At 63.7% G+C, this 20728-nt stretch carries 18 protein-coding genes; 12 read left to right on the top strand and 6 right to left on the bottom strand.

Features of this window, described 5'->3' with window-relative positions; translation table 11 throughout:
* Positions 1–106: 106 nt before the first annotated feature.
* Both AC1DV8_RS02245 and AC1DV8_RS02240 read right to left on the bottom strand, forming a co-directional pair.
* The gene (locus AC1DV8_RS02245) at positions 107–1120 is read right to left on the bottom strand and encodes a LacI family DNA-binding transcriptional regulator (protein WP_477148123.1); all 1014 of its coding nucleotides are present in this window, start codon (positions 1118–1120) and stop codon (positions 107–109) included.
* 75 nt (positions 1121–1195) lie between these two features.
* Entirely contained in the window at positions 1196–2029 is an 834-nt protein-coding gene (locus AC1DV8_RS02240; RefSeq protein WP_477156316.1) for an AraC family transcriptional regulator, read from the bottom strand.
* Positions 2030–2118: 89 nt separating this feature from the next.
* Between AC1DV8_RS02240 and AC1DV8_RS02235 the strand changes: the two genes are divergently transcribed.
* Complete coding sequence (locus tag AC1DV8_RS02235; RefSeq protein ID WP_477156315.1) at positions 2119–2955, top strand: phytanoyl-CoA dioxygenase family protein; 837 nt, start codon at positions 2119–2121, stop codon at positions 2953–2955.
* 58 nt (positions 2956–3013) lie between these two features.
* Here AC1DV8_RS02235 and AC1DV8_RS02230 read toward each other — a convergent pair whose 3' ends face one another.
* The 4 genes from AC1DV8_RS02230 to AC1DV8_RS02215 are packed head-to-tail and all read right to left on the bottom strand — an operon-like array spanning position 3014 to position 7241.
* Positions 3014–3994: a TIM barrel protein gene (locus AC1DV8_RS02230; protein WP_477148126.1), complete on the bottom strand. Its 981-nt coding sequence runs from the start codon at positions 3992–3994 to the stop codon at positions 3014–3016.
* A 51-nt stretch (positions 3995–4045) separates the two neighbouring features.
* Positions 4046–5524 carry an FGGY family carbohydrate kinase gene (locus tag AC1DV8_RS02225; protein WP_477156314.1) on the bottom strand — a complete coding sequence of 493 codons (1479 nt, stop codon included), beginning with the start codon at positions 5522–5524 and terminating at the stop codon, positions 4046–4048.
* Positions 5521–6489 carry a transketolase family protein gene (locus AC1DV8_RS02220; protein WP_477156313.1) on the bottom strand — a complete coding sequence of 323 codons (969 nt, stop codon included), beginning with the start codon at positions 6487–6489 and terminating at the stop codon, positions 5521–5523. The genes AC1DV8_RS02225 and AC1DV8_RS02220 overlap by 4 nt, the downstream gene beginning before the upstream one ends.
* Positions 6489–7241: a transketolase gene (locus AC1DV8_RS02215; protein WP_477156312.1), complete on the bottom strand. Its 753-nt coding sequence runs from the start codon at positions 7239–7241 to the stop codon at positions 6489–6491. Before AC1DV8_RS02215 ends, AC1DV8_RS02220 begins: the two co-directional genes overlap by 1 nt.
* A gap of 309 nt (positions 7242–7550) precedes the next feature.
* On the opposite strand from AC1DV8_RS02215, the gene AC1DV8_RS02210 reads away from it, so the two are divergent.
* The 11 genes from AC1DV8_RS02210 to AC1DV8_RS02160 all read left to right on the top strand — a co-directional run bounded on the left by AC1DV8_RS02210 (position 7551) and on the right by AC1DV8_RS02160 (position 20505).
* Positions 7551–8393 carry a DeoR/GlpR family DNA-binding transcription regulator gene (locus tag AC1DV8_RS02210; RefSeq protein ID WP_477156311.1) on the top strand — a complete coding sequence of 281 codons (843 nt, stop codon included), beginning with the start codon at positions 7551–7553 and terminating at the stop codon, positions 8391–8393.
* Positions 8394–8774: 381 nt separating this feature from the next.
* The gene (locus tag AC1DV8_RS02205; RefSeq protein ID WP_477156310.1) at positions 8775–10682 is read left to right on the top strand and encodes an ABC transporter substrate-binding protein; all 1908 of its coding nucleotides are present in this window, start codon (positions 8775–8777) and stop codon (positions 10680–10682) included.
* 144 nt (positions 10683–10826) lie between these two features.
* Positions 10827–11828, top strand: a complete 1002-nt coding sequence (locus AC1DV8_RS02200) for an ABC transporter permease (protein WP_477148131.1) — start codon at positions 10827–10829, stop codon at positions 11826–11828.
* The gene (locus AC1DV8_RS02195) at positions 11825–12739 is read left to right on the top strand and encodes an ABC transporter permease (protein WP_477148132.1); all 915 of its coding nucleotides are present in this window, start codon (positions 11825–11827) and stop codon (positions 12737–12739) included. Before AC1DV8_RS02200 ends, AC1DV8_RS02195 begins: the two co-directional genes overlap by 4 nt.
* Positions 12736–13647: an ABC transporter ATP-binding protein gene (locus AC1DV8_RS02190; RefSeq protein WP_477156309.1), complete on the top strand. Its 912-nt coding sequence runs from the start codon at positions 12736–12738 to the stop codon at positions 13645–13647. The genes AC1DV8_RS02195 and AC1DV8_RS02190 overlap by 4 nt, the downstream gene beginning before the upstream one ends.
* Complete coding sequence (locus tag AC1DV8_RS02185) at positions 13644–14465, top strand: ABC transporter ATP-binding protein (RefSeq protein WP_477156308.1); 822 nt, start codon at positions 13644–13646, stop codon at positions 14463–14465. The genes AC1DV8_RS02190 and AC1DV8_RS02185 overlap by 4 nt, the downstream gene beginning before the upstream one ends.
* Positions 14466–14526: 61 nt before the next feature.
* Positions 14527–16125: a DUF5060 domain-containing protein gene (locus tag AC1DV8_RS02180; RefSeq protein WP_477156307.1), complete on the top strand. Its 1599-nt coding sequence runs from the start codon at positions 14527–14529 to the stop codon at positions 16123–16125.
* 10 nt (positions 16126–16135) lie between these two features.
* Positions 16136–17638 (top strand): DUF5060 domain-containing protein, encoded by a 1503-nt coding sequence (locus AC1DV8_RS02175; RefSeq protein ID WP_477156306.1) that lies wholly within the window; start codon positions 16136–16138, stop codon positions 17636–17638.
* A 346-nt stretch (positions 17639–17984) separates the two neighbouring features.
* Complete coding sequence (locus AC1DV8_RS02170; RefSeq protein WP_477148137.1) at positions 17985–18827, top strand: N-acetylmuramoyl-L-alanine amidase; 843 nt, start codon at positions 17985–17987, stop codon at positions 18825–18827.
* A gap of 3 nt (positions 18828–18830) precedes the next feature.
* Positions 18831–19565, top strand: coding sequence for a hypothetical protein (locus tag AC1DV8_RS02165; RefSeq protein ID WP_477156305.1), 735 nt, complete (start codon positions 18831–18833; stop codon positions 19563–19565).
* Between the two features lie 4 nt (positions 19566–19569).
* Entirely contained in the window at positions 19570–20505 is a 936-nt protein-coding gene (locus AC1DV8_RS02160; RefSeq protein WP_477156304.1) for a hypothetical protein, read from the top strand.
* Positions 20506–20728: the final 223 nt, after the last annotated feature.

Genomic DNA, 20728 nt, shown 5'->3' with positions numbered 1-20728 from the left:
GCATCATGATGTCCTCCACACCAAGCGGCCTCTTCCCTCGCCGCTGAGACATTGTTAGCGGCGGCAGATGCGGTGCGCAAGTTTTCAGTAAATATTTAGTTCGGGGTCAGGAAGGCAAGGCCCGGGTGCTGCCACGCCAGCGCAAACTGGTGGCGAGCGTGACGCGCTTGGGCAGTTCGCGCCCGCCAATCCGCTCGAGCAGGAGCTCGACCGCGCTCTCGCCAATCTCCTCGGCGGGGAGGTGCACGGTGGTGAGCGGCGGACTCATGAACTGGGCGACCGAGATGTCGTTGAAGCTGGCGACTGCAATGTCGTCGGGAATGCTGAGGCCCATCTCGTGGATGGCACGGTAGGCGCCAACCGCCATGTTGTCGTTGGCGGTGATGAGCGCGTCCGGCCGGTCCCTCTCCGACAGAATCTTGCGCGTCAGCTCGTAGCCGCTCTCTTCCGTCTTGCTCCCGGTCATACAGATGCGCTCGTCGAAGACGCCGGCTTCCTTTGCCCACTGCATGTAGGCGCGACACCGCCGCTCCGGCTGAGTGGGCGCAAGGCCGTCGTAGACATCGACCCACCCGGCGAACGCGATTCGGCGGTACCCTGCCCGCGACAACGATTGCAGGAGCTTCCTGGTCGCGAGCATCAGGTCCGATTCGACGGAATCGAATTCGTCGGTCGGTGGGCTGAAATCGGCAAAGACGAGATTACGGTTGTGCTGTCTAAGCCAGGCAATCTCGCTCTCGTCGTGCCGGCCGATGGCAATGATCCCGGAGGCACCCCGCAGCAGCGAGGCCTCCGGCAGCCTGTCGGTGTGATAGACCTTGATGGTCTCGATCTTGAGGGCGTGGCAGCGGCTCTCGATCCCCAGGCGCAGCCCGACATAGTAGGGATCGACAAGCTCCTGCTCGGGCCTGAGGTAGTGCACCAGCGCGACTTTGCTTAGCCCCTGCTGATAGGCGCGATTGCGCGCCCGGGGCGTCTCATATTTCATCGCCTCGGCAGTTTCGATGATCGCCTGCCTCGTCTTGGCAGTCACCGAAAGCGTCTGGTCGAAATTGAGCACGCGCGACACCGTCGCCGACGAGACGCCCACGGCCTTCGCGATTTCCTTGAGCGTGACCACGACTGCTCCGCACCAACACAGAGTCTTGCTTAGGCAAGAAGAGCGGGCCTAGGCAAGCGGCAAAGAACAAGAAGGTCAGCGGCCGGGACCTTCTCCGGAAGGCGACGCAGCGGCACGGAAGCTGCTTGGACTCTGCTTCGTCCGCGCCTTGAAGCGCTGGGAAAAATAGAACTGGCTGTCGAAACCGACTATGTCGGCGATCTGCTTGATGCTGAATCCGGTCCTCTGCAGCAGCTCGATCGCACGCTGCATCCGGAGGGCTTCGAGGTACTGCTGCGGGGTCTGGCCGGTTTGCTCGCGAAACAGGTGCGCAAGCCGTGAAGCAGAGAGGCCGACCGCGCGGGCGATATCGGCGAGCGTGGTCTTCCGGCCCAGGTTGCGTTCAAGGAAGTCCATCGCCCGGCGGATGCGATCGTCATAGCCGGTGGTGGCGGCCAGCGGGTTCTGGCGGTCGCACTCGAGGAGCAAGGCCTCGAGTGCATTCATGGCGAAGGCCTCGCGTCGCCGGAGATCGCCGGTGAAAAGGCGGTGGACCTCGCTGAAGCGGTCCATCGTGCTGCCGTCGCGAATAGCGAGCTTCATGAGACCCGGCGCGACCGCCGGCCAGTTGAGCCATGGCAGCCAGTGCGCACGCGGCTGGAAATGGGCCCAGAGCAGCTCCCACTGCTTCAACGAAGCTTCGACGCCATAGTCATGCGGTGTGCCGGGGCGGATGAGCACCCAATCCCCCGCTTCGACGACGAGCTCGCCCTCGGCATGGCCGAAGCGGCCCTTGCCGCTGACTGTAGCGATGAGCAGCCAGTCGCCGACACCATCGCGGCGGACAATGCGATAGCCCGATCCTTCATGGAAGTGTCCGGTCAGGAGTTCGAGAACGGATGACGGACGTGACGCTTCGATCTTTGCCATAGCAGGATATTATATGCCTTGGACACGATGTTCCATGGGCAAGCGGCCTGATGGCACTATCCTTGCTGGCACATCAGGGAGAGGTCAGCATGAACACGATGCAGCTTTCGAACGCTCAACGCGCCCAGTTTGAACGCGACGGTTTCCTCGCGATGCGCGGTCTGTTCAGCGCGGGCGAGATCGACGAAATCCGCGAGACGTTCATGCAGACCGCCAAGGACGGGCCGGTGGCCGGTCTCTCCGATACGCCGAAGGTGCGCGACGGGGCGCCGCCTCTGTCGACCGACCCGCTCGCGTTCTATCCGCGGATGATGCATCCGCATAAGCATCTGGATAAGCCGGTGGGGCCGCTGGCGACGCGCTACATGCGTGACGCGCGGTTGCGACCGATCCTCGCGGAGCTGTTCGGCGAGGAGCCGTTCGCCTGCCAGTCGATGTTCTACTTCAAGCCACCGGGAGCGCGCGGGCAGGATCTGCACCAGGACAACTTCTATCTCCGCGTGAAGCCGGGAACCTGCATGGCCGCCTGGGTCGCCGTCGACGACGCGGACGAAGGCAATGGCGGTATGATGTGCGTGCCGCAGACGGCGACACTCGACATCGCCTGCCCCGAAAAAGCCGACCCCGCGCTTTTCTTCACGGCCGAGCATGTCGAGCCGCCCCCGGGGCTCGAACCTCGGATGATGCGGCTCAAGGCGGGAGATGTGCTGTTCTTCAACGGCAGCGTCATCCACGGGTCGACGCCAAACACCAGCACCGATCGCTTCCGTCGCTCGCTCATCTTCCACTACATCCCGGCCAGCACGGTGGAGATGAGCCACTACTACGAGGCGCTGAGCTTTGACGGCGAGAGGCAGGAGATCGCGGTCAATATGGACGGCGGCCCGTGTGGCACAACGCAGGACCTCCCGGCTGGCCCGCACTGATTGATGTCAATGGCGCCCCACGATAGGGGGCGCCACTAACTCGGTCGTCAAGGACGCATCAGAACGATCCGAACAGGGCCTTCTGTGCCAGGCGCAACGCGGTGATCGCGTCGTGGTTATCCTGGGCCTTGCGCAGTGCCGGCAGGTCGAGAGCATCAAGTCCGCGGTCGACGGCCTTGAGGAAGTCGATCGCGTGGTCGGCGGTCGCTACGCTGTCCTCGCGGAAGGGGAACTGGTCGAGCTGCCAGACGCCATCCCACTTGTTCTTGCGCAGCACGTGGAAGAACTCGAACAGCTCGATCGGATGGAGGCTGCCGGCGACGAGGTCATCGTCCCAGGAGCGGTAATTGTCGTTCACGTCCATGCCGAACAGCCGGCCGTAGTCGATGGCCATCTGCGCCGAGTCGGCGGCCGACTCGCCGCCGAAGATGGCGTGGCCGAAATCGAGCAGGATGCCGACATTCGGCAATCCGATCTTCTCGATGCCGAGCAGGGTGCGCGCCAGGGAGTCGAAGCTCATGTGCACGCGCGGCTCGCGCGGCTTGTACTCGATGACGAATTTGAGGTCCGGGTTCTCGCTGGCTAGCCGGCCGACGCCATCGAGCGAGTTCTTCCACAGCGTGCCATGATCGACCTGGAAGGGGTAGTCCCAGCCGTCCTGGCCCGGCCACAGCTTGACATAATCCGCCTTGAAGTCCCGGACTACCTGGGCTGCTTCGGTGATGAGTTCATGTGCCCGCTGGCGAACGCCGGGATCCGGGTTGGTGAAGGCGCCCTTGGCGAACTCGCGGGTGTAGATCTCCGGGGTGATGCCGATGACGCTGAGCTTGTTGCGCTCGAGCGCCGCCTTGACCTGGTCGTTGCTGAACTCGCCGCCGAAGAACGGGTAGTTGATGTCGACGACGCTGAGGTCGCGCACCTTGCCGGCGAGATCGATCGCGTCGATGACGCTGCGCGGCACGCCATAGCCATCGGTGGCGTAGCGGTCGACATAGGTCGCGAAGTGCCAGATGCCGGCTCCGAAGCGCAGCTTGCTCATGAGGTCTTCTCCCTTTTGCTTTGGCCGGTCCATGTGAGCCGACGCTTGATTTCAGTTTCCGGTGGCACGGTCCGATTGCAGGACCCGGCCGACACCGGCGAGCCAGGCGCCCGTCAGCGCGGCCCGATCTGCGTCGGACATGGCCGGCTTGAACTCGCGCTGCTGTGTTGTCGGGCGCCCCGCGTTGCGGCCGAGGCCGGCCGCGGCAAGCATGGCGGCACCGGCGGCGCTGACTTCCGGCAGGTTGCCGCGCAGAACCGGGCGATCGATGAGATCGGCCTGGAACTGCATCAGCATGTCGTTGCGCGCCGCGCCGCCGTCAGCCGAGAGGCGCGTCAGCCGCTGGCCGAGATCGGTCTCCATGGCAGTGAAGACATCGGCGACCTGGAAGGCGATCGATTCCACCGCGGCGCGCGCGAGGTGCGCCGGCGTTGTGCCAAGTGCGAGGCCCGAAACGATGCCACGCGCCTCCGGCTCCCAGTGCGGCGCGCCGAGCCCGACCAGCGCGGGCACGAAGACGACGCCGTTGCTGTTGGGCACCGTGGCCGCGAGTTCGGCGACCGCTGCCGGATCGGCAATGCCGAGCAGGCTGCCCATGAAGGCTACCGCCTGCCCCGATACCGAGATGTTGCCCTCAAGCGCATAGGCAACGCCGGCCGAGGTGCTCCAGGCGATGGTCGAGGAGAGGCCGCTGCGGCTGGCGATGCGGCCAGTGGTGAGCGTCATCAGCGACGAACCGGTGCCGTAGGTGGCTTTCACCGTGCCTGGTTCGCGCACGCCGTGGCCGTAAAGCGCGGCGTGGGAATCGCCGACCATGGCATGAACAGGCGTGCCGGCTGTGAGGGCCGAGACGCCGGCCGCCACAGTGCCGAAGGCGCTGTCGGATGGGCGGACCTTTGGCAGCAGCGCCAGCGGGACGTTGAAGATGCGGCCGAGTTCTGGGTCCCAGGCCAGCGCTTCGGTGTTGAACAGCTGCGTGCGCGAGGCGTTGGAATGGTCGGTGGCGTGCTCGCCGCCGGTGAGGTTCCACAGCAGCCAGGAATCGACGGTGCCGGCCCGCAGCTGGCCGGCTTCGGCGGCGTCTCGGGCGCCGGGGACATGGTCGAGGATCCAGGCGATCTTGGCGGCCGGGAACAGCGGATCGAGACCGAGGCCGGTCCGGTCCTCGATCAGGCGGGCATGGCCCGCTTCACGTATCGTGGCGCAGTACGGCGCCGAACGCCGGCATTGCCAGAGGATGGCGGGGGCGATCGGCGCGCCCGTCCTCGCGTCCCAGACGACGATGGTCTCGCGCTGGTTGGAAAGCGCCAGCGCATCCATTTCCGGTCCGGTCGTTGCAACGACCTCGGCGATCACCGCGCGAACGCTGTTCCAGATGTCGATGGCAGATTGCTCAGCCCAGCCGGGCTGTGGATAGGCCACCGCCATCGGCACTGACGCGCTGGCGACGACGCGGCCTTCGGCATCGAAGGCCAGGGCCTTGGTGTTGGTCGTGCCCTGATCGATCGCGAGGATCAGGCCGTTGCTCATTTGCGCTGCAGCACGTTGCGCGAGAGGACTTGGCGCGCGGCATCGGCGATGCCGGCGGCATTGAGGTTGAAATGCTCGAGCAGCCAGTCGGCCGAGCCGGTCGGCACGAAACCGGGAAAGCCGAGGATGCGCATCGGCACCGGTTGGTTGGTGGCGACGACCTCGGCGACCGCGCCGCCAAGCCCGCCGCGGACCGAGTGTTCCTCGACCGTGACGATGGCGCCGGTCTTCGCCGCATCGAGAATGGTTGCCTCATCGAGCGGATTGACCGTCGACATGTTGATCACCCGGGCTTCGATGCCGTCGGCCGCGAGCGCCTCGGCTGCAGCAAGGGCGCGGTGCACCATGACGCCATTGGCGATGATGGCGACATCGCCGCCGGCCCGCAGCACTTCGGCCTTACCGATCGCGAAATGCGGGTTCTGGCGCGGCAGGGCCGGCACCGGCATGCGGCTGACACGGATGAACACCGGACCGTCCAGCGAGGCCGCGGCGCGGATCGCCTGCTCGGTCTCCCACGGATCGGAGGGGACGATCAGCGTCAGGTTGTTGAGCAGCCGCAGCCAGGCCATGTCCTCGATGGAATGGTGGGTCGGGCCGAGCTCGCCATAGGCGACGCCGCTCGACTGACCGATCAGCTTAACGTTGACGTTCGAATAGGCGATGTCGGCCTTGATCTGCTCCATGGCGCGGGCCGTGAGAAAGCACGAGGCCGCGGAGACGAAAGGGATCTTGCCGCCATTGGCGAGGCCGGCGCCGACCGCGACCACGGTCTGCTCGGCAATGCCGACATTGATAATGCGGGTGGGCCAGCGCTTGCCGAAATTGACCAGCTTGCTCGACCCGACGCTATCGCTGACCACGGTGACGATGCGGGGGTCGGCTTCAGCCAACGCCTCGACGGTCTTCGAAAAGGTGTCGCGGCAGTCGTGCCAGCCGCTCGGGATGGGGGCAGCAGCGCTCATCAGGCGAGTTCCCGCATGGCTTGTTCGTACTGTTCCTTGTTCGGCACGCCGTGGTGCCAGGCGACGTTGTCGTGCATGAAGCTGACGCCCTTGCCCTTGAAAGTGTTGGCGATGACGCAAAGCGGCTTGCCGCGCCCCTTGGGCGAGGCGCTCAGCGTATCGTAGAGGGCACGGTGGTCGTGGCCGTCGACCACTTCCACATGCCAGCCGAAGGCGCGCCACTTGTCGTCGAGCGGGTCGAGCGTGGCCGTGTCCTCGGTGCGGGCGCCCTGCTGCAGGCGGTTGCGGTCGATGATCAGCGTGAGGTTCTCGAGCTTCCGATGCCCCGCGGTCAGGCCGGCCTCCCAGTTGCTACCTTCCTGCAGCTCGCCGTCGCCGGTGAGGACGAACGTGCGGAAGTCGGCACCGTCGATCTGCCCCGCAATGGCGATGCCGGTTGCCACGGGCAGGCCGTGCCCGAGTGGGCCGGTATTGGTTTCGACCCCCGGCAGGTAGTTGCGGTTGGGGTGGCCGTTGAGCTTCGACAGCGGCTTCATGTAGGTCGAGAGGTCGCCCTCGGGGAAAAAGCCCGCCGCGGCGAGCACGGAGTAGAAGGCGCCAGTGCAGTGGCCCTTGCTCATGACGAAGCGGTCGCGGCCCGGATCGCGCGGGTTGCGCGGATCGTGGCGCAGGACGCCGAAATAGAGCGTCGCGAGGATATCCGCGGCACTGAAATCGCCGCCCGGATGCCCCATCTGCGCTTCGTAGACCATTTGGAAACTGCGCCGGCGAATCCACAGCGCTTTGTCGGCAATGCGTGCGACGGGGTCGTTTGCCAAACCGGCAGACACGGCGGATGTCACGTTTATCTCCTCAACGCGGGCCGGCGCTTCCTCCTGCCTCTTGAAGCGACAACTAACCGATTGTTTGTCGCCCGTCACTATCGAAAATTTGCGAATGGTTTCGTTTGGCATATACTCGATGCCGTTCGAGGTGGAAAGCTGGAGGTTCCGGTTGCGGGAAAGTCCGGCGCCACGGTAGTTTCCACCCCAGCAGACACATTGCATTTGCAGGCGCTGAGCATGAACGAGCAGAAATCCATCCGGCGGGCGGACCGCAAAGGCGGCAGCGCCCCGGAGGCGAGCGGTACGCTCAGCGGGCTACTGGCAGAGCCGCGGCGGCGCAAGATTCTCGAGTGGCTGCAGGAAGAGGGGAGCGCCCGCGTGCGCGACCTGTCGGGCGCCTTCGAGGTCAGCGAGGCGACGATCCGGCAGGATCTCGAGCGGCTCGAGGCGGATGGCTACATCTCGCGCGAGCACGGCGGCGCGTATCTCAAGACCCTGCCCCGGCAGGTCGAGACACTGTCGCTGCAACACCTTGAGAACATGGACAAAAAACGCAAGATCGGGGTGCGCGCTGCGGCCCTGGTCGGGCATGGCGAGACGATCATCCTCGATGCTGGCTCGACGACGACCGAGGTGGCACATGGGCTGCTGAACCGGCAGGAGTTGACCGTCATTACCAACGCGCTGAACATCGCGCTGATCCTGGGCGCGGTGCCCGGATTTGCGGTGCATATGCCTGGTGGCCAGTTCAAGGCGCCGACCCTGTCGCTGAGCGGCGACAAGTCGGTCGAGTACTTCCGCGATATCCTGGCCGGCAAGCTGTTCCTTGCCACCGCCGGGGTGTCGCTCGAGGCGGGGCTCACCTATCCCAGTTTTGCCGACCTGCAGCTCAAGCAGGCGATGATCAAGGCAGCTCAGCACGTCTACCTGGTTGCGGATTCGACCAAGATCAACCGCACTTCGTTCACGCGTCTTGGCACTTTGGACGTGATTCACTCGTTTATTACCGATGACGGCATCCGCGACGAAGACGCCCGTGAGTTCGAGCGCCGCGGCATCGAACTGATCATCGCGCGCTAAATAGACGATTTTCTGCAGATAGTTAGCTGTTCCAACACCCCCGCAAGTGGCCGTGGCGGGCGCTGCGGCTCGTCGTCGCCGACGGCGTTCATTGGTGAATTGAAAGCCGGACTGAGCCAAAATCGGCATTGACTCGTGCCGCATACGTCCGTAATCCTCAGAAATCGCAAACAAAGCGAAACAGACAAAACTCGTCTGGTTGCGATGTGCGCTCTTGCGCATGGGGAGTGGGTGGAGAGCCCTCCGATTTCGGCGGCGTCCGCCGGCCGGCGACAGCTGGCCGATCGGCTGCGGCTGTGCGGTGGCGACCATCAAGAGGTTCAATCCGGGCGTGCGAGCCGAAGCCGGCGGTGCTCCGGGACAATGAGGAGGACACGGACAATGGTACGGCTTGGCCGATACGTGCTGGCCCCGCTTGCGGGCCTGCTGCTGGCAGGCGCCAGCCACGCGCAGGAAATGACCGATGTGGGCACGCCCCGCAACGAGACGCTGATCGTGCAGACCTTCGACGGCAAATCCGCCAATCCGGATGCGCAGAACCCGCTGAACCAGTATGCGATCTGGCGCGGCTTCCGCGAGCTGGGCTGGAGCTTCCTGTGGGAGATGGACACCGCCAAGGGCGAGTCCTATCCGGAACTCGCAGCGGGCCCGGTGGAGGTGCTCAACCCCGAGCACACCAAGTTCCGCATCAAGATCCGCCCCGGCGTGTTCTGGAGCGACGGCGTCGAGTTCACCGTCGATGACCTGATCTACACGCTCGATACGTCCTTCAAATACAAGGACAAACTGACCTTCGTCGCCCGCACGGTGAACTACGTAAAGCCGGCGAGCTGGACCAAGGTCGACAACTACACGATGGACATCGAGACGGTGAGCCCCGCCTACGATTTCCAGACGGTGCTGGGCGTCTACACCTGGGGCTCCCTGTTCGTGCCCGTTCCCAAGCACATCTTCGAAGCGCAGGGCGACAATGTCGTCACCTTCAAGAACACCAACGCCGTGACGCTTGGCCCCTACAAGATCAAGGAGTTCGACCCCAACGGCTTCTGGCAGCTGTGGGAGCTGCGTGACGACTGGCAGCGTTCGGGCTGGGGGAACCTGGGCACGCCGAAGCCGAAATACGTGCTCTACAAAGACTTCGGCGCCGAAGAGACGCGCACGCTGGCATTCGTCCAGAACCAGTACGACGTCGACACGTTCATGAGCCCGGACTCGATTGCTGCCGCCAAGGCGCGCAACCCGGCCATCGAGACGTTCTCGCCGACGCTGCCCTACCACGACATGAACGACGCCTGTGCCTACGGCGTCTACTTCAACCAGCAGAAGTCGCCGTACGACCTGCCGGAAGTGCGCTGGGCACTGGCGCTGACGGTCAACCTGCAGCAGGTGGGCATCAGCGCGGTGAGCGGGCAGTTCAAGGCCGCGGCCCTGCCGTTCGCCGACACGCCGATCACCGACCCCGTCTACTACCAGCCGATGCTGGACTTCCTCAACGGGCTGACGCTTTCGGATGGCTACAAGCCGTTCGACGCGGGCTTCGGCGACGGCATGGTGGCGGCGCTCAAGGCGCAGGGCACGCCCGAGGCCGAGCTGCCGACCGGCGATGCGGTCAAGCAGGGCTTCGGCCAGGGCTGGTGGAAATACGACCCGGCGGAAGCCGAGAAGCTGCTGGGTTCGGTCGGGATCAAGAAGGGCGCCGACGGCTTCTACACCAAGCCTGACGGTTCGCCGTGGACGCTCGACTTCGTCATCCCGGCGGACTGGAACAAGGTGATGCAGCGCACCGGCTTCTCGATCGCCGACAGCTGGAAGAAGGCCGGGTTCAACGTCACGGCACGCCAGGCCGACAATGGCGAGTTCACCACGGTGCAGAACACCAATGCCAAGCTCGACCTGATGGTCAACTGGAACATGACCTGCACCTACAACTCCAACTGGTTCAACAGCTGGAACTCGTTCAGCGACACCTTCGTCAAGCCGGCCGACTCCAATGAGCCACTGCAGGGCAACTACGTCCGCGTCACCGACCCGGAGATTTTCAAGCTCGTGCAGGACAGCAAGGTGCTGGAGATCGGCTCGGAGCCGTTCGTCGCGAACGGCCGCTCGATTGCCGAGAAGCTGACCAGCGGGATGCAGTTCATCAACCTGATGAACATCCCGACGACGATCCCGACCAACTCGACCTACTGGAAGAACTACCCCAAGCAGGCGAACTTCTACGCCGCGCCCTATACTTGGTGGTCCTCGTTCAAGAAGACGATCGTCAACATCGAACCGACCGGCAAGTAGTCGCCGGTCGATGGTGGGGCGGCAACCTCCCGGCCGCCCCATCCCCTTTCGTTTGTTTGCGCTTGCTGCGCTGAAAATCGATGCAAAAGACCGGTGCGAGTCCAGCACTCTTCCAGGTCAAGCAGTGGAAAGTTGGGTGGCCGAATGGGCGTTATCCAGTATGTGGCCAAGCGCGTCGGCCTCTACATCGCGGTCCTGTTCATCGGACTGACGATTACTTTCCTTTTGCCGCGATTGATGCCGGCCAACCCGATCGACGGCTATATCGGCCAGATCCAGGCGCGGGCCAGCGGCGCGCTCACCGCCGACGATATCATCATGCTGCGCACCAATCTCGAGCAGCTCTACGGGCTGAAGGGCGACCTGTTCAGCCAGTACCTCAGCTACCTCGAGCGTGTGGTGCTGCACTTCGATTTCGGGCCGAGCTTCACCTACTACCCGCAGCCCGTCTCGCAGATGATCTTCAACGCGCTGCCCTGGACGCTGGGGCTGCTGCTGATCTCGACCTTCATCGCCTGGCTGCTCGGCAACATGGTGGGGCTGGTCGCCGGCTACTTCCACACCAAGAAGGCGGCGACCATCCTCGAGGTGGTCGGCATCCTGCTCTACCCGATCCCGTACTACATCCTCGCGGTCAGCGTGATCCTGCTGCTCGCCTACATCTTCCCGATCTTCCCGCTCTCGCCGACCTTTCCGGTCGGGCAGATGACGCCGGTCAAGGTTGGGATGGTCATCTACAACTCGCTGCTGCCGGCGCTGACGCTGGTGCTGGCCGGGTTCGGCTGGAACATCCTGTCGATGAAGGCGCTGGCGGTGGCCACCACCGAAGAGCCCTACGTCACCTATGCGCGGCTGAAGGGCGCCTCGAACTGGACGCGCATGGTGCGCTACGTATTCCGCAACGCCATGCTGCCGCAGGTGACGGCGCTCGCGCTGTCGCTCGGCACCGTGTTCAACGGCGCGCTGCTGACGGAGATGCTGTTCTCCTACCCCGGCGTCGGGCTGATCATGCGCACGGCGGCGAGCGGCGGCGACTACAACGTGCTCTACGGCGCCATCGCCATCTCGATCATCGCCGTCGCCACGGCGGGGCTGATCATCGACCTCATCTATCCCCTCCTCGACCCGCGGATCCGCCACAAATGAGCAGCACCGATAACCTCATCGATCCCGCTGCCGTCGTCGAACGGACCCCGGCGCGCGCCGGCGCCCGGCGTGGCGAAAGCTGGCTCTGGCTGCTGAATGCGCGTCTCGCGATCGGGCTCGGCCTGATCACGATCTTCGTCCTCGGCAGCTTCATCCTGCCGTTCTTCTGCCCGGTCGATCCGTCGCTTCAGGCGACGTATTTGAAGAACATGCCGATGTCGGCGGAGCACCTGCTCGGCACCAACGCGCTGGGCCAGGACATCTTCTGGTTCCTCGTCTTCGCCATCCGCAATTCGCTGATCCTCGGCGTGCTGGTGGGGATCGGGGTGACCGTCATCTCGACCGCGGTGGGGCTCAGCGCCGGCTATATCGGCGGCAACTACGAGCGCGTAGTGATGCTGGTTGTCGACAGCTTCATCACTATTCCGCTGCTGCCGATCCTGATCATCCTCGGCGCGGTGATCCGCGGCAACAGCTCGTTCCTGACCGTCGGCCTGATCATCGTCGTCTTCGGCTGGGCCTGGGGTGCGCGTACCATCCGCTCGATGGCGCTGTCGCTGCGAGAACGCGAGTTCATCAACATGGCGCGGTTCTCGGGCGCCAACACGTTCAACATCATCGTGCGCGAGATATTCCCGTACGTCTCGGCCTACATGGTGGTGGGGTTCATCAACACCATCCTGTTCGCGGTGAACACCGAGGCGACGCTGGCGGTGATCGGACTGTCGAAGGTCGAGGTGCCGACGCTCGGCTCGATCATCTTCTGGGCGCTCAACTACAACGCGCTGTTCACCGGCAACTATCCCTGGCTGGTGGCGCCGATCATCGCATCGATCCTGCTCTTTTTGGGGCTGTTCCTCGCCTCCACCGGCTTCAATGCCGCATTCGCCAGCAAGCGGGGTGTCGCATGATCCGGCTCAACGATCTCCGTATCAGCTATCGCATCGGCAATCGGGTCATCGAGGCCGTCAACGGCGTGACCCTGACCATCCCCGACGGCTGCATCGTCGGGATCGCCGGGGAATCGGGATGCGGCAAGTCCACCCTGATGAAGGCGATCTATGGTGACATCCAATCGCCCATGTCTCTCTCGGGCGGCAGTATCGAGTACGGGCTCAAGGGCAGCAATGGGCTGCCGGTGACGACCGAGAACATCCGCAAGGAGTGGTTCAAATCCATCTCCTACATTCCGCAGAGCTCGATGAACTCGCTGAACCCGGTCATCCGCATCCGCGACCAGTTCATCGATTTCCCCGGCACCGATAGCAACAAGAAGCGCGTCCTCGAACGGGCGCGGGCCTATATCGGCAAGCTCGGACTGCCGCCGGAGGCGATGGAGTCCTATCCGCACCAGCTCTCCGGCGGCATGCGGCAGCGCGTGATGATTGCGCTCGCCACCTTCTTCCAGCCTGAGTTGATCATCGCCGACGAGCCGACCACCGCGCTCGACGTGGTGGTGCAGAAGGAGATCCTGACGCTGTTGATGGATGTGCAGGAGCAGATGGGCAACACCATCCTCGTCGTCTCGCACGACATGGGCGTGCACTACCAGGTCACCCACAAGATGCTGATCATGTATGCGGGCCGCGTCGTCGAGTACGGCGATACCGAAAGCGTCTTTGCCGACCCCCAGCATGCCTACACCAGGATGCTGATCGACTCCTTGCCGGCCATTGGCGACGACAGCATGCGCGGCGTGCTGGCGAGTGCTGCCGGCGCCGGCGGCGACCGGGCCTATCGGGTCGAGCCGGAGCTGATCGAGGTCAAGCCCGGCCATTTCGTGGCGCGACCCAGCCAGAGCGTGGAGGTCGCGGCATGACGATCATCCTGAAGACCGAGGGGCTCAACAAGGTCTACCGGCAGGGCGGGTTGGTGCGCTCGCGGCAGGTGAAGGCGCTCAACGACGTCAACATCACCGTGGAAGGCGACAAGCCGGTGGTGATTGCCGTGGTCGGCGAGTCCGGCAGCGGCAAGACCACCCTGGCGAAGACCCTGCTGCGTTTGGAAACGCCGACCTCAGGCAGGGCCATCGTCTACGACACCGTCGTGACCGGCAAAGGCGCGGCGCTCAGTAAGCACGAGTTCCTCGGGCTGGTGCAGCCCATCTTCCAGAACCCGTTCGAGGCCTTCAGCCGCTATCGTCCGGTCGATGCCTATCTCCATGAAACGGCGCGGCGCGTTGCCGGCATGGACGGCGACCAGGCCGAGGCGGCGGTGGCCGATGCCCTTTTGAGCGTGGGTCTCAAGTACGGGGAGGTGCGCGGCAAATATACCAACCAGTTCTCGGGCGGCGAGCTGCAGCGCATCTCGGTGGCGCGGGCGCTCATTCCGCACCCCAAGCTGATCGTCGCCGACGAGCCGGTGTCGATGATCGACGCCTCGCGGCGCATGATCATCATCAACCTGTTCAAGAAGCTGCGCGACGAGGCGGGACGGAGCTTCCTCTACATCACCCACGACCTCGCCACCGCCTATTACATCTCGGACTACGTGGCGGTGATGAACAAGGGTGTGGTGGTGGAGTTCGGCGAGGCGCGACAGGTGATGGGCGACCCGCAGCACGATTACACCAAGCTGCTGCTGAGCTCGATCCCGACGACCAAGAGCCGCTGGCGCCCGCGCCGGGCGGCGGCCTGACATTTCCGGCGGTCGCCGATAGGCGGCTGCACCTTACATTGCTACCGACAGGATTTTGCAGATGACCAATACCGCCAAAGCCAGCGGCGCCGCGTCGCTGTGGGCCACGTACGAGCTGAGTCTCGTCGGCCCCTCCGCCGGCAATCCGTTCCTCGATGTCGAGTTGCGAGCGGTGTTTCGGCAGGGCGAGCGCGAGGTGCGGGTCAACGGCTTCTACGATGGTGACGGGGTCTACAAGCTGCGCTTCCTGCCCGATGCGACGGGAACCTGGTCCTACGAGACGCGGAGCAATGCTCCGGCGCTCGATGACGTCAGCGGCGTGTTCGAAGTCGGCGAAGCGAAGCCGAACCATCACGGTCCGGTCCGCGTCGCCAACCGCCACCATTTCCGCTACGCCGACGGCACCCGCTACATCAATATCGGCACCACAGCCTATGTGTGGAACCTGCAAGGCGACGCGCTCGAGGAAGAGACGCTTAGAACGCTCGCTGAGGCGCCCTTCACCAAGATCCGCATGTGCGTGTTTCCCAAGCACTACCGCTACAACGAGAACGAGCCGGAGCGGTATCCGTTCGAGCTGTTGGAGACGGGCAAAAGCAAGTGGGACGGCAGCTTTGCCGGAGCCGACAAGTACGGCTGGAAGTTCGACTTCGAGCAGTTCGAGCCCGAGTACTTCCGGCACCTCGAACAGCGCATCAGCCAGCTGGCCGAGATCGGCGTCGAGGCAGACCTGATCATCTTCCACCCGTATGACCGCTGGGGCTTTTCGCGCATGAGCCCGGCGCAGGATGACGCCTACCTGCGCTATCTCACCGCCCGTCTCGCGGCGTTCCCCAACGTCTGGTGGTCGATGGCCAACGAATACGACCTGATGCCGCAGAAGACCCCGCAGGACTGGGATCGCTTCATCCATGTGGTGTCGGACAACGATCCGCATGGGCACCTGTTGAGCGTCCACAACTGCTTTAGGTTCTACGACCACAACCATCCCCGGATCACGCACGCGTCGATCCAGCGCTCGACCGCCAACATGTCGGCGGTGTGGCGCGAGAAGTACGGAAAGCCCGTGTCGATCGACGAGTGCTGCTATGAGGGGACGATCGCCGAGCTCTGGGGCAACATCTCGGGCCAGAAGATGGTGCGCCGGTTCTGGGACGGCGTCGTCAATGGCGGCTACGTCACCCATGGCGAGACCTTCGGCAGCGCGACCGACACGATCTGGTGGGCCAAGGGCGGCAAGCTGATCGGCGAGAGCATCCCGCGCATCGCCTTCCTCCGCCGCATCATGGAGGCGGGGCCAGAGGAAGGGCTGGACCCGATCAAGTCGACCGGCGCCTATCGCATCGCGATGCAGGGCGGCCTCGACAATGTCGTGCTGCAGCAGCTGTTCGTGCCGCCGGCGGGCGAGGAGGGCTGGGCGCCGGCGATGGCCTGGTGGCCGACGGCCGGGCAGCCGCACCGCTACTACCTGAGCTACATGGGCGAGAACCAGCCGAGCGAGGCGACGGTCGCCGTGCCGCCCGACGAGCGCTACAGCGCCACGCTGATCGACACCTGGGAAATGACCGAGACGCCGCTGGCAGAGAGCGTCGTGCGCGGTGACGTGCTGCATTTCGCCCCAAGACCCTATCTGGCGCTGCTGTTCAAGCGGATCGACTGAGGACAAGACCATGACCGCCAAGTACGACATCTTCGAAGCGAGCTTCACCGGCCCGTCCTCGGGCAACCCCTATGTCGAGGTGAGCTTCGACGCCGTGTTCTCGCAGCACTCGCGCGAAGTGCGGGTGCCCGGGTTCTACGATGGGGACGGCACCTATCGCGTCCGCTTCATGCCGGACACCGAGGGCGAGTGGACATTTCGCACGCGCAGCAAGACGGCGGCGCTCGACGGCAGGACCGACTCGTTCACGGCGACGGCAGCGCGGCCGGGCATGCACGGGCCGGTGGCGGTAGCAAACAGGTTCCACTTCGCCCATGCCGACGGCACGCCGTATTTCCCGTTCGGGACGACCTGTTACGCCTGGACGCACCAGCCGCTCGCCATGCAGGCGGAAACGCTCGAGACGCTCAAGGCGGCGCGGTTCAACAAGCTGCGGATGGGGGTGTTCCCCAAGGACTATCCGTTCAACACCAACGAGCCGCTGATGGACGTCTACCTGCCCAATGCCGACGGCAAGCTGGATTTCGACCGGCCCAACCCCAAGGCGTTCCAGCATTTCGAGCAGCAGATCGGCCAGCTGCGCGAGCTCGGCATCGAGGCGGATATCATCATCTTCCACCCCTATGACCGGTGGAACTATTCGAACATGTCGGCGGAGCAGGATTTCCGTTACGTCGCCTATCTCGCGGCGCGGCTTGCGGCTTATTCCAACGTCTGGTGGTCGCTGGCCAACGAGTACGATTTCCTGCTCGACTCCAAACCCGTCGCGCAGTGGGACCGCTACTTCCACATCCTCGAGGAGAACGACCCGTACGGGCACCTGAAGTCGATCCACAACGGCGACCAGTCGATGAACTTTGATCATCGCAAGGCCTGGATCAGCCATGTCTGCATCCAGCACTGGGACGTGAAGCGCACGCCCGAGTGGCGCGAGGCCTATGGCAAGCCGGTGGTCAACGACGAGCCGGAATACGAGGGCAATATCTGGCCGAGCTGGGGCAACATCACGGCCCAGGAGCTGACGCACCGGTTCTGGACCACGGTGATGCGCGGCGGCTATGCCGGGCATGGCGAAACCTATGCCGACCCCGAAGACCTGATCTGGTGGGCCAAGGGCGGCAAGCTCCACGGCGAGGCCTGGAAGCGCATCGGGTTCCTACGCGCCATCATCGAGGAGGACGTGAGGGGCGGGCTGACGCCGATGGGGCACAACGCGTCATGGCCATGGAGCCGCATCTCCGGCGCTCGCGACGGCAAGGTCAGCTACATCTATTTCGGCGAGCACCAGCCCAACCAGTGGACGACGGGGCTGCCCAAGGAGGACGGGAACTACGAGGTCGACGTGATCGACACGTGGAACATGACGGTGGAGCCGGCGACGCGCATCCCAGCCCTGATCCCGCATCCGACGCGACACGGCGACGTGGTGCGCGGCGGCAAGCCGGACGCGGCATTCGGCATCGAATTGCCGAGCCGGCCATATCTGGCGCTGCGTGTCCGGCAGTTGGACTGAGTTCAGCCTGAAATCCCACTGCAAGCTCGATTGAGCCGCATGGTCGCTGCCGCCTTCCTGGCCGCGCGCCGTTGATGTCGAACGATGGACCGGCACGACGTAGTTGTCGCTGCCGCCCGCATCCTAACATGCTGCAACAACACCAGTAATCGCCAGCGCGATGTAGACACGCCCGTTCTCAGATCGCTACCCCAGAGGATAGCTGCCCCAGATGGACAGTTGCTGAGTCTACATGCGAGTCATAATCTAAGTATTTGACTCCTTTTGCCGACAGCGATAACAATCACTACCACTCTATTCCATACACACGAATACACAATCGGCGTGAGGCCTTTGGGGGCGCCAGATGGAATTTGTTGTTACTGGTCATAGACTTGCGATTGGCCCTGACCCGGTCGAGTTTGTGCAATCACCAAACGTTGGCGGTAAGTTCACACCGAAATTCCTAGTCATCCACTATACCGCTAGCGGGCCAAACTCTAACGTTGCCAAGTACTTCGCCGACGCTTCTCACAAAGTGTCAGCACATCTGGTCGTGCGCAGAGACGGGACGATCAGCCAGTGCGTTCCCTTCAACGTCGTTGCATGGCACGCAGGCGACAGTCGATGGCATGCAAGTGACGGCCAGCTCTATACCGGCCTGAATAAGCACGCGATCGGCATTGAGATCGAGAACTGGGGGCCATTGCAGCAGGGCAGCGCGGGCTGGATTTCGTGGACTGGCTCACCTGTTGATCAAAGCAAGGGAATTGCTGCAAGGCATAAGTTCGGCACGCCTGACTGCGGTTGGGAGATATTCACCGAAGCCCAGATCGAAACAACGATCAGCGCAGCAAGAGCAATCTGCAGCGCTTACAAGATCGATGAGATCGTTGGTCACGATGATATCTCACCTGGCCGCAAGTCAGATCCCGGCCCGGCGTGGAACATGGCCTCGTTCCGATCGAGAGTACTTGGACGGGACGGCACCGGTGATGGAACTTTGGTGGTCAGGTCGCCAACAGGACTGAATATCCGCAGCGGACCAGGCTCTGAACACCCTCTCGTTCGGGAAAAACCGCTACCCGACGGAACCAAAGTCACGGTGCACGAGGCGGAGGGAAAGTGGCGCTTCGTCTCTGTTCCCAATGCTGCCGGGCAGGCCGACTTCACGGGATGGGTTCACGGCGACTGGTTGAAGGCGGCTTAGGCGATGGCACAGGAACCCGCCCCAGCGAACGCCGCAGCACCTGCTCCTACGCTACAGGCGGCGGCGGTCGCGCCTGCTGCGCCGACAAACGTCTTCACCCCGATCCAGGAGACAGTTCGGCGCTACATGTTCTACGGCGTCTTTGTGGTGCTGGCTGTGCTCTATGTCGCGATCGTCGTGGCGTTCGAGATGGGACGCGAGTCGATCGCCGGCTATTTCATGCGGCAGATCGTTCTTACGGCGCCGTTTGTGTTGCCCGAGATTCCGCTGATCGGTGAGCTCGTGCCGGCTGTCCTTGGCGGCATCATCGCGGCCACCGCACCTGCCAAGGCGAGCAACACCCAGTTGCTGATCGTTCTGGCAGCATCCTGTGTCGTCTACTTCCTATACTTGAACATGAGCGTGTTCCTCGGGATGAACGGCGCGGTTCCGAATACGGAAGGCCTTCGGGAAGAGCTGAACGCCCAGGGCATCGTCGACGTAGACAACGCAATCAAGGTCCTCGAGTCGTTCTCCAGCAGCGTGCGGAACTTCGCCGCCTTTGTCTTTGCCGCACTCATCGGCATCAAGTTCAACGATGCGCAGACCAACGCCAATCTGATGCTGCGCCGCCGGGGTGACAAGGCTCCGACCCCGCCGGCCGCCGATGTAGCGGCCCAGCAGCAGAAAGAGGATCCGCCGCCGGCTGACGACGCGAACGACAACGCTGCCCCTGCCCCCAACGCTCCGAATGGATAGCATCATGTTGAGATTCATGTTGCTGGTCGCATCATTCCTCCTCGTTGCCGATGTTGCGTTCGCGCAGGAAGACCCGGATCGGGCGATCACCATCACGCTTATCGACGAGACCGGGCTGAACGCGCAAAAGCCCGTAGTTGTTACGCTTTTCATGGAGCCGGGAAGCGTTGGGCACGACCTGCCCAGGGAGGAACTGAGCGCCGGGCGGTGGGGCTGGAAGGCCACCATGCCGTTCCCGATGACCGAGTGGGTCGCCGAACCCACCTTCCTCGTCAAGGTCCCTATGCGTGTGAAGGAAGGGACCCTCACTGTCGACATTCCCGCATCCGAGAGCACCCTCAGTTTCAGGGTGCGCGCGATGTACGACCCGCGGGAGTATGAAGTACCGGTGCTGTTGATCCCTGGTACGGGCGAGCGAGAGTTGCGGGACATCGAGGCGATGGGACCACGTCAACGGCTGTCGCAAGTCCTCCTGCTTGGCCAGATTTCCGCGTTCTGGCTAAAGACCCGCCCCACAGGCGACCGCGCCAAGCGAACGGTGGGCGATCTGTTCGACATCGTATTCAACAGCCTGAATGCTCAGACCGTCGAAGAGCACGCACCACTTCGCCTCGATGGAGAGATGTCCAATCGCATCAGGACCGCCTTCGCCAGGGAGAATAAGGCAAACCTCGACAAACGCTTCTTCGACAACATTCTCCGCAACGAAACCGACTTCTGGCTGGAGAAGGATCGCATGCTGACCGTGGTCATGCTCGACAATCGCCGGTGCGACATGGCGCAGCTCCTGCTCGACTATGTGGAGAAGGGCCACGCGGCAAAGCCGATGGGCGCGCAACTCCACCGAGTGCCCGACCCTAACGTGCAGATAGCCAACTTGAAGACGGCGATCACGGACGCGTGCCCCGTCGCCGAAACCCATTCTGGAGGCGAGCTATGAGGAAGCTCCTAGGATTTGGCCTTGGTGCCCTGGTCGCATTGGCAATCATCGGCGCCTCGGCGTCGGCACGTGCCCAGGTGCCCCCTCACTACCCGGGAAGCGTATGCTTCACCCCCAATTTCTGGTGCTGGCTTTCGCCACCGCAGCCGCCAAACTCGGCTTGCTACTGCGCGTCCCCGTATGGAAGTGCGCAAGGGGTGGCGGGTTAGGTGTGCGGAGGCAG

This window comes from Devosia sp. P3_B2 (assembly GCF_056402875.1).
Note: the sequence above shows the minus strand (reverse complement) of the source record. Positions and strands in the feature narration are given on the sequence as shown.

What these genes read in the sequence shown, in the direction of transcription:
- AC1DV8_RS02240 (WP_477156316.1), bottom strand. Translation starts at nt 2,029, where the DNA reads ATGGCAAAGATCGAAGCGTCACGTCCGTCATCCGTTCTCGAACTCCTG.
- AC1DV8_RS02235 (WP_477156315.1), top strand. Translation starts at nt 2,119, where the DNA reads ATGAACACGATGCAGCTTTCGAACGCTCAACGCGCCCAGTTTGAACGC.
- AC1DV8_RS02230 (WP_477148126.1), bottom strand. Translation starts at nt 3,994, where the DNA reads ATGAGCAAGCTGCGCTTCGGAGCCGGCATCTGGCACTTCGCGACCTAT.
- AC1DV8_RS02225 (WP_477156314.1), bottom strand. Translation starts at nt 5,524, where the DNA reads ATGAGCAACGGCCTGATCCTCGCGATCGATCAGGGCACGACCAACACC.
- AC1DV8_RS02220 (WP_477156313.1), bottom strand. Translation starts at nt 6,489, where the DNA reads ATGAGCGCTGCTGCCCCCATCCCGAGCGGCTGGCACGACTGCCGCGAC.
- AC1DV8_RS02215 (WP_477156312.1), bottom strand. Translation starts at nt 7,241, where the DNA reads ATGGTCTACGAAGCGCAGATGGGGCATCCGGGCGGCGATTTCAGTGCC.
- AC1DV8_RS02210 (WP_477156311.1), top strand. Translation starts at nt 7,551, where the DNA reads ATGAACGAGCAGAAATCCATCCGGCGGGCGGACCGCAAAGGCGGCAGC.
- AC1DV8_RS02205 (WP_477156310.1), top strand. Translation starts at nt 8,775, where the DNA reads ATGGTACGGCTTGGCCGATACGTGCTGGCCCCGCTTGCGGGCCTGCTG.
- AC1DV8_RS02200 (WP_477148131.1), top strand. Translation starts at nt 10,827, where the DNA reads ATGGGCGTTATCCAGTATGTGGCCAAGCGCGTCGGCCTCTACATCGCG.
- AC1DV8_RS02195 (WP_477148132.1), top strand. Translation starts at nt 11,825, where the DNA reads ATGAGCAGCACCGATAACCTCATCGATCCCGCTGCCGTCGTCGAACGG.
- AC1DV8_RS02190 (WP_477156309.1), top strand. Translation starts at nt 12,736, where the DNA reads ATGATCCGGCTCAACGATCTCCGTATCAGCTATCGCATCGGCAATCGG.
- AC1DV8_RS02185 (WP_477156308.1), top strand. Translation starts at nt 13,644, where the DNA reads ATGACGATCATCCTGAAGACCGAGGGGCTCAACAAGGTCTACCGGCAG.
- AC1DV8_RS02180 (WP_477156307.1), top strand. Translation starts at nt 14,527, where the DNA reads ATGACCAATACCGCCAAAGCCAGCGGCGCCGCGTCGCTGTGGGCCACG.
- AC1DV8_RS02175 (WP_477156306.1), top strand. Translation starts at nt 16,136, where the DNA reads ATGACCGCCAAGTACGACATCTTCGAAGCGAGCTTCACCGGCCCGTCC.
- AC1DV8_RS02170 (WP_477148137.1), top strand. Translation starts at nt 17,985, where the DNA reads ATGGAATTTGTTGTTACTGGTCATAGACTTGCGATTGGCCCTGACCCG.
- AC1DV8_RS02165 (WP_477156305.1), top strand. Translation starts at nt 18,831, where the DNA reads ATGGCACAGGAACCCGCCCCAGCGAACGCCGCAGCACCTGCTCCTACG.
- AC1DV8_RS02160 (WP_477156304.1), top strand. Translation starts at nt 19,570, where the DNA reads ATGTTGAGATTCATGTTGCTGGTCGCATCATTCCTCCTCGTTGCCGAT.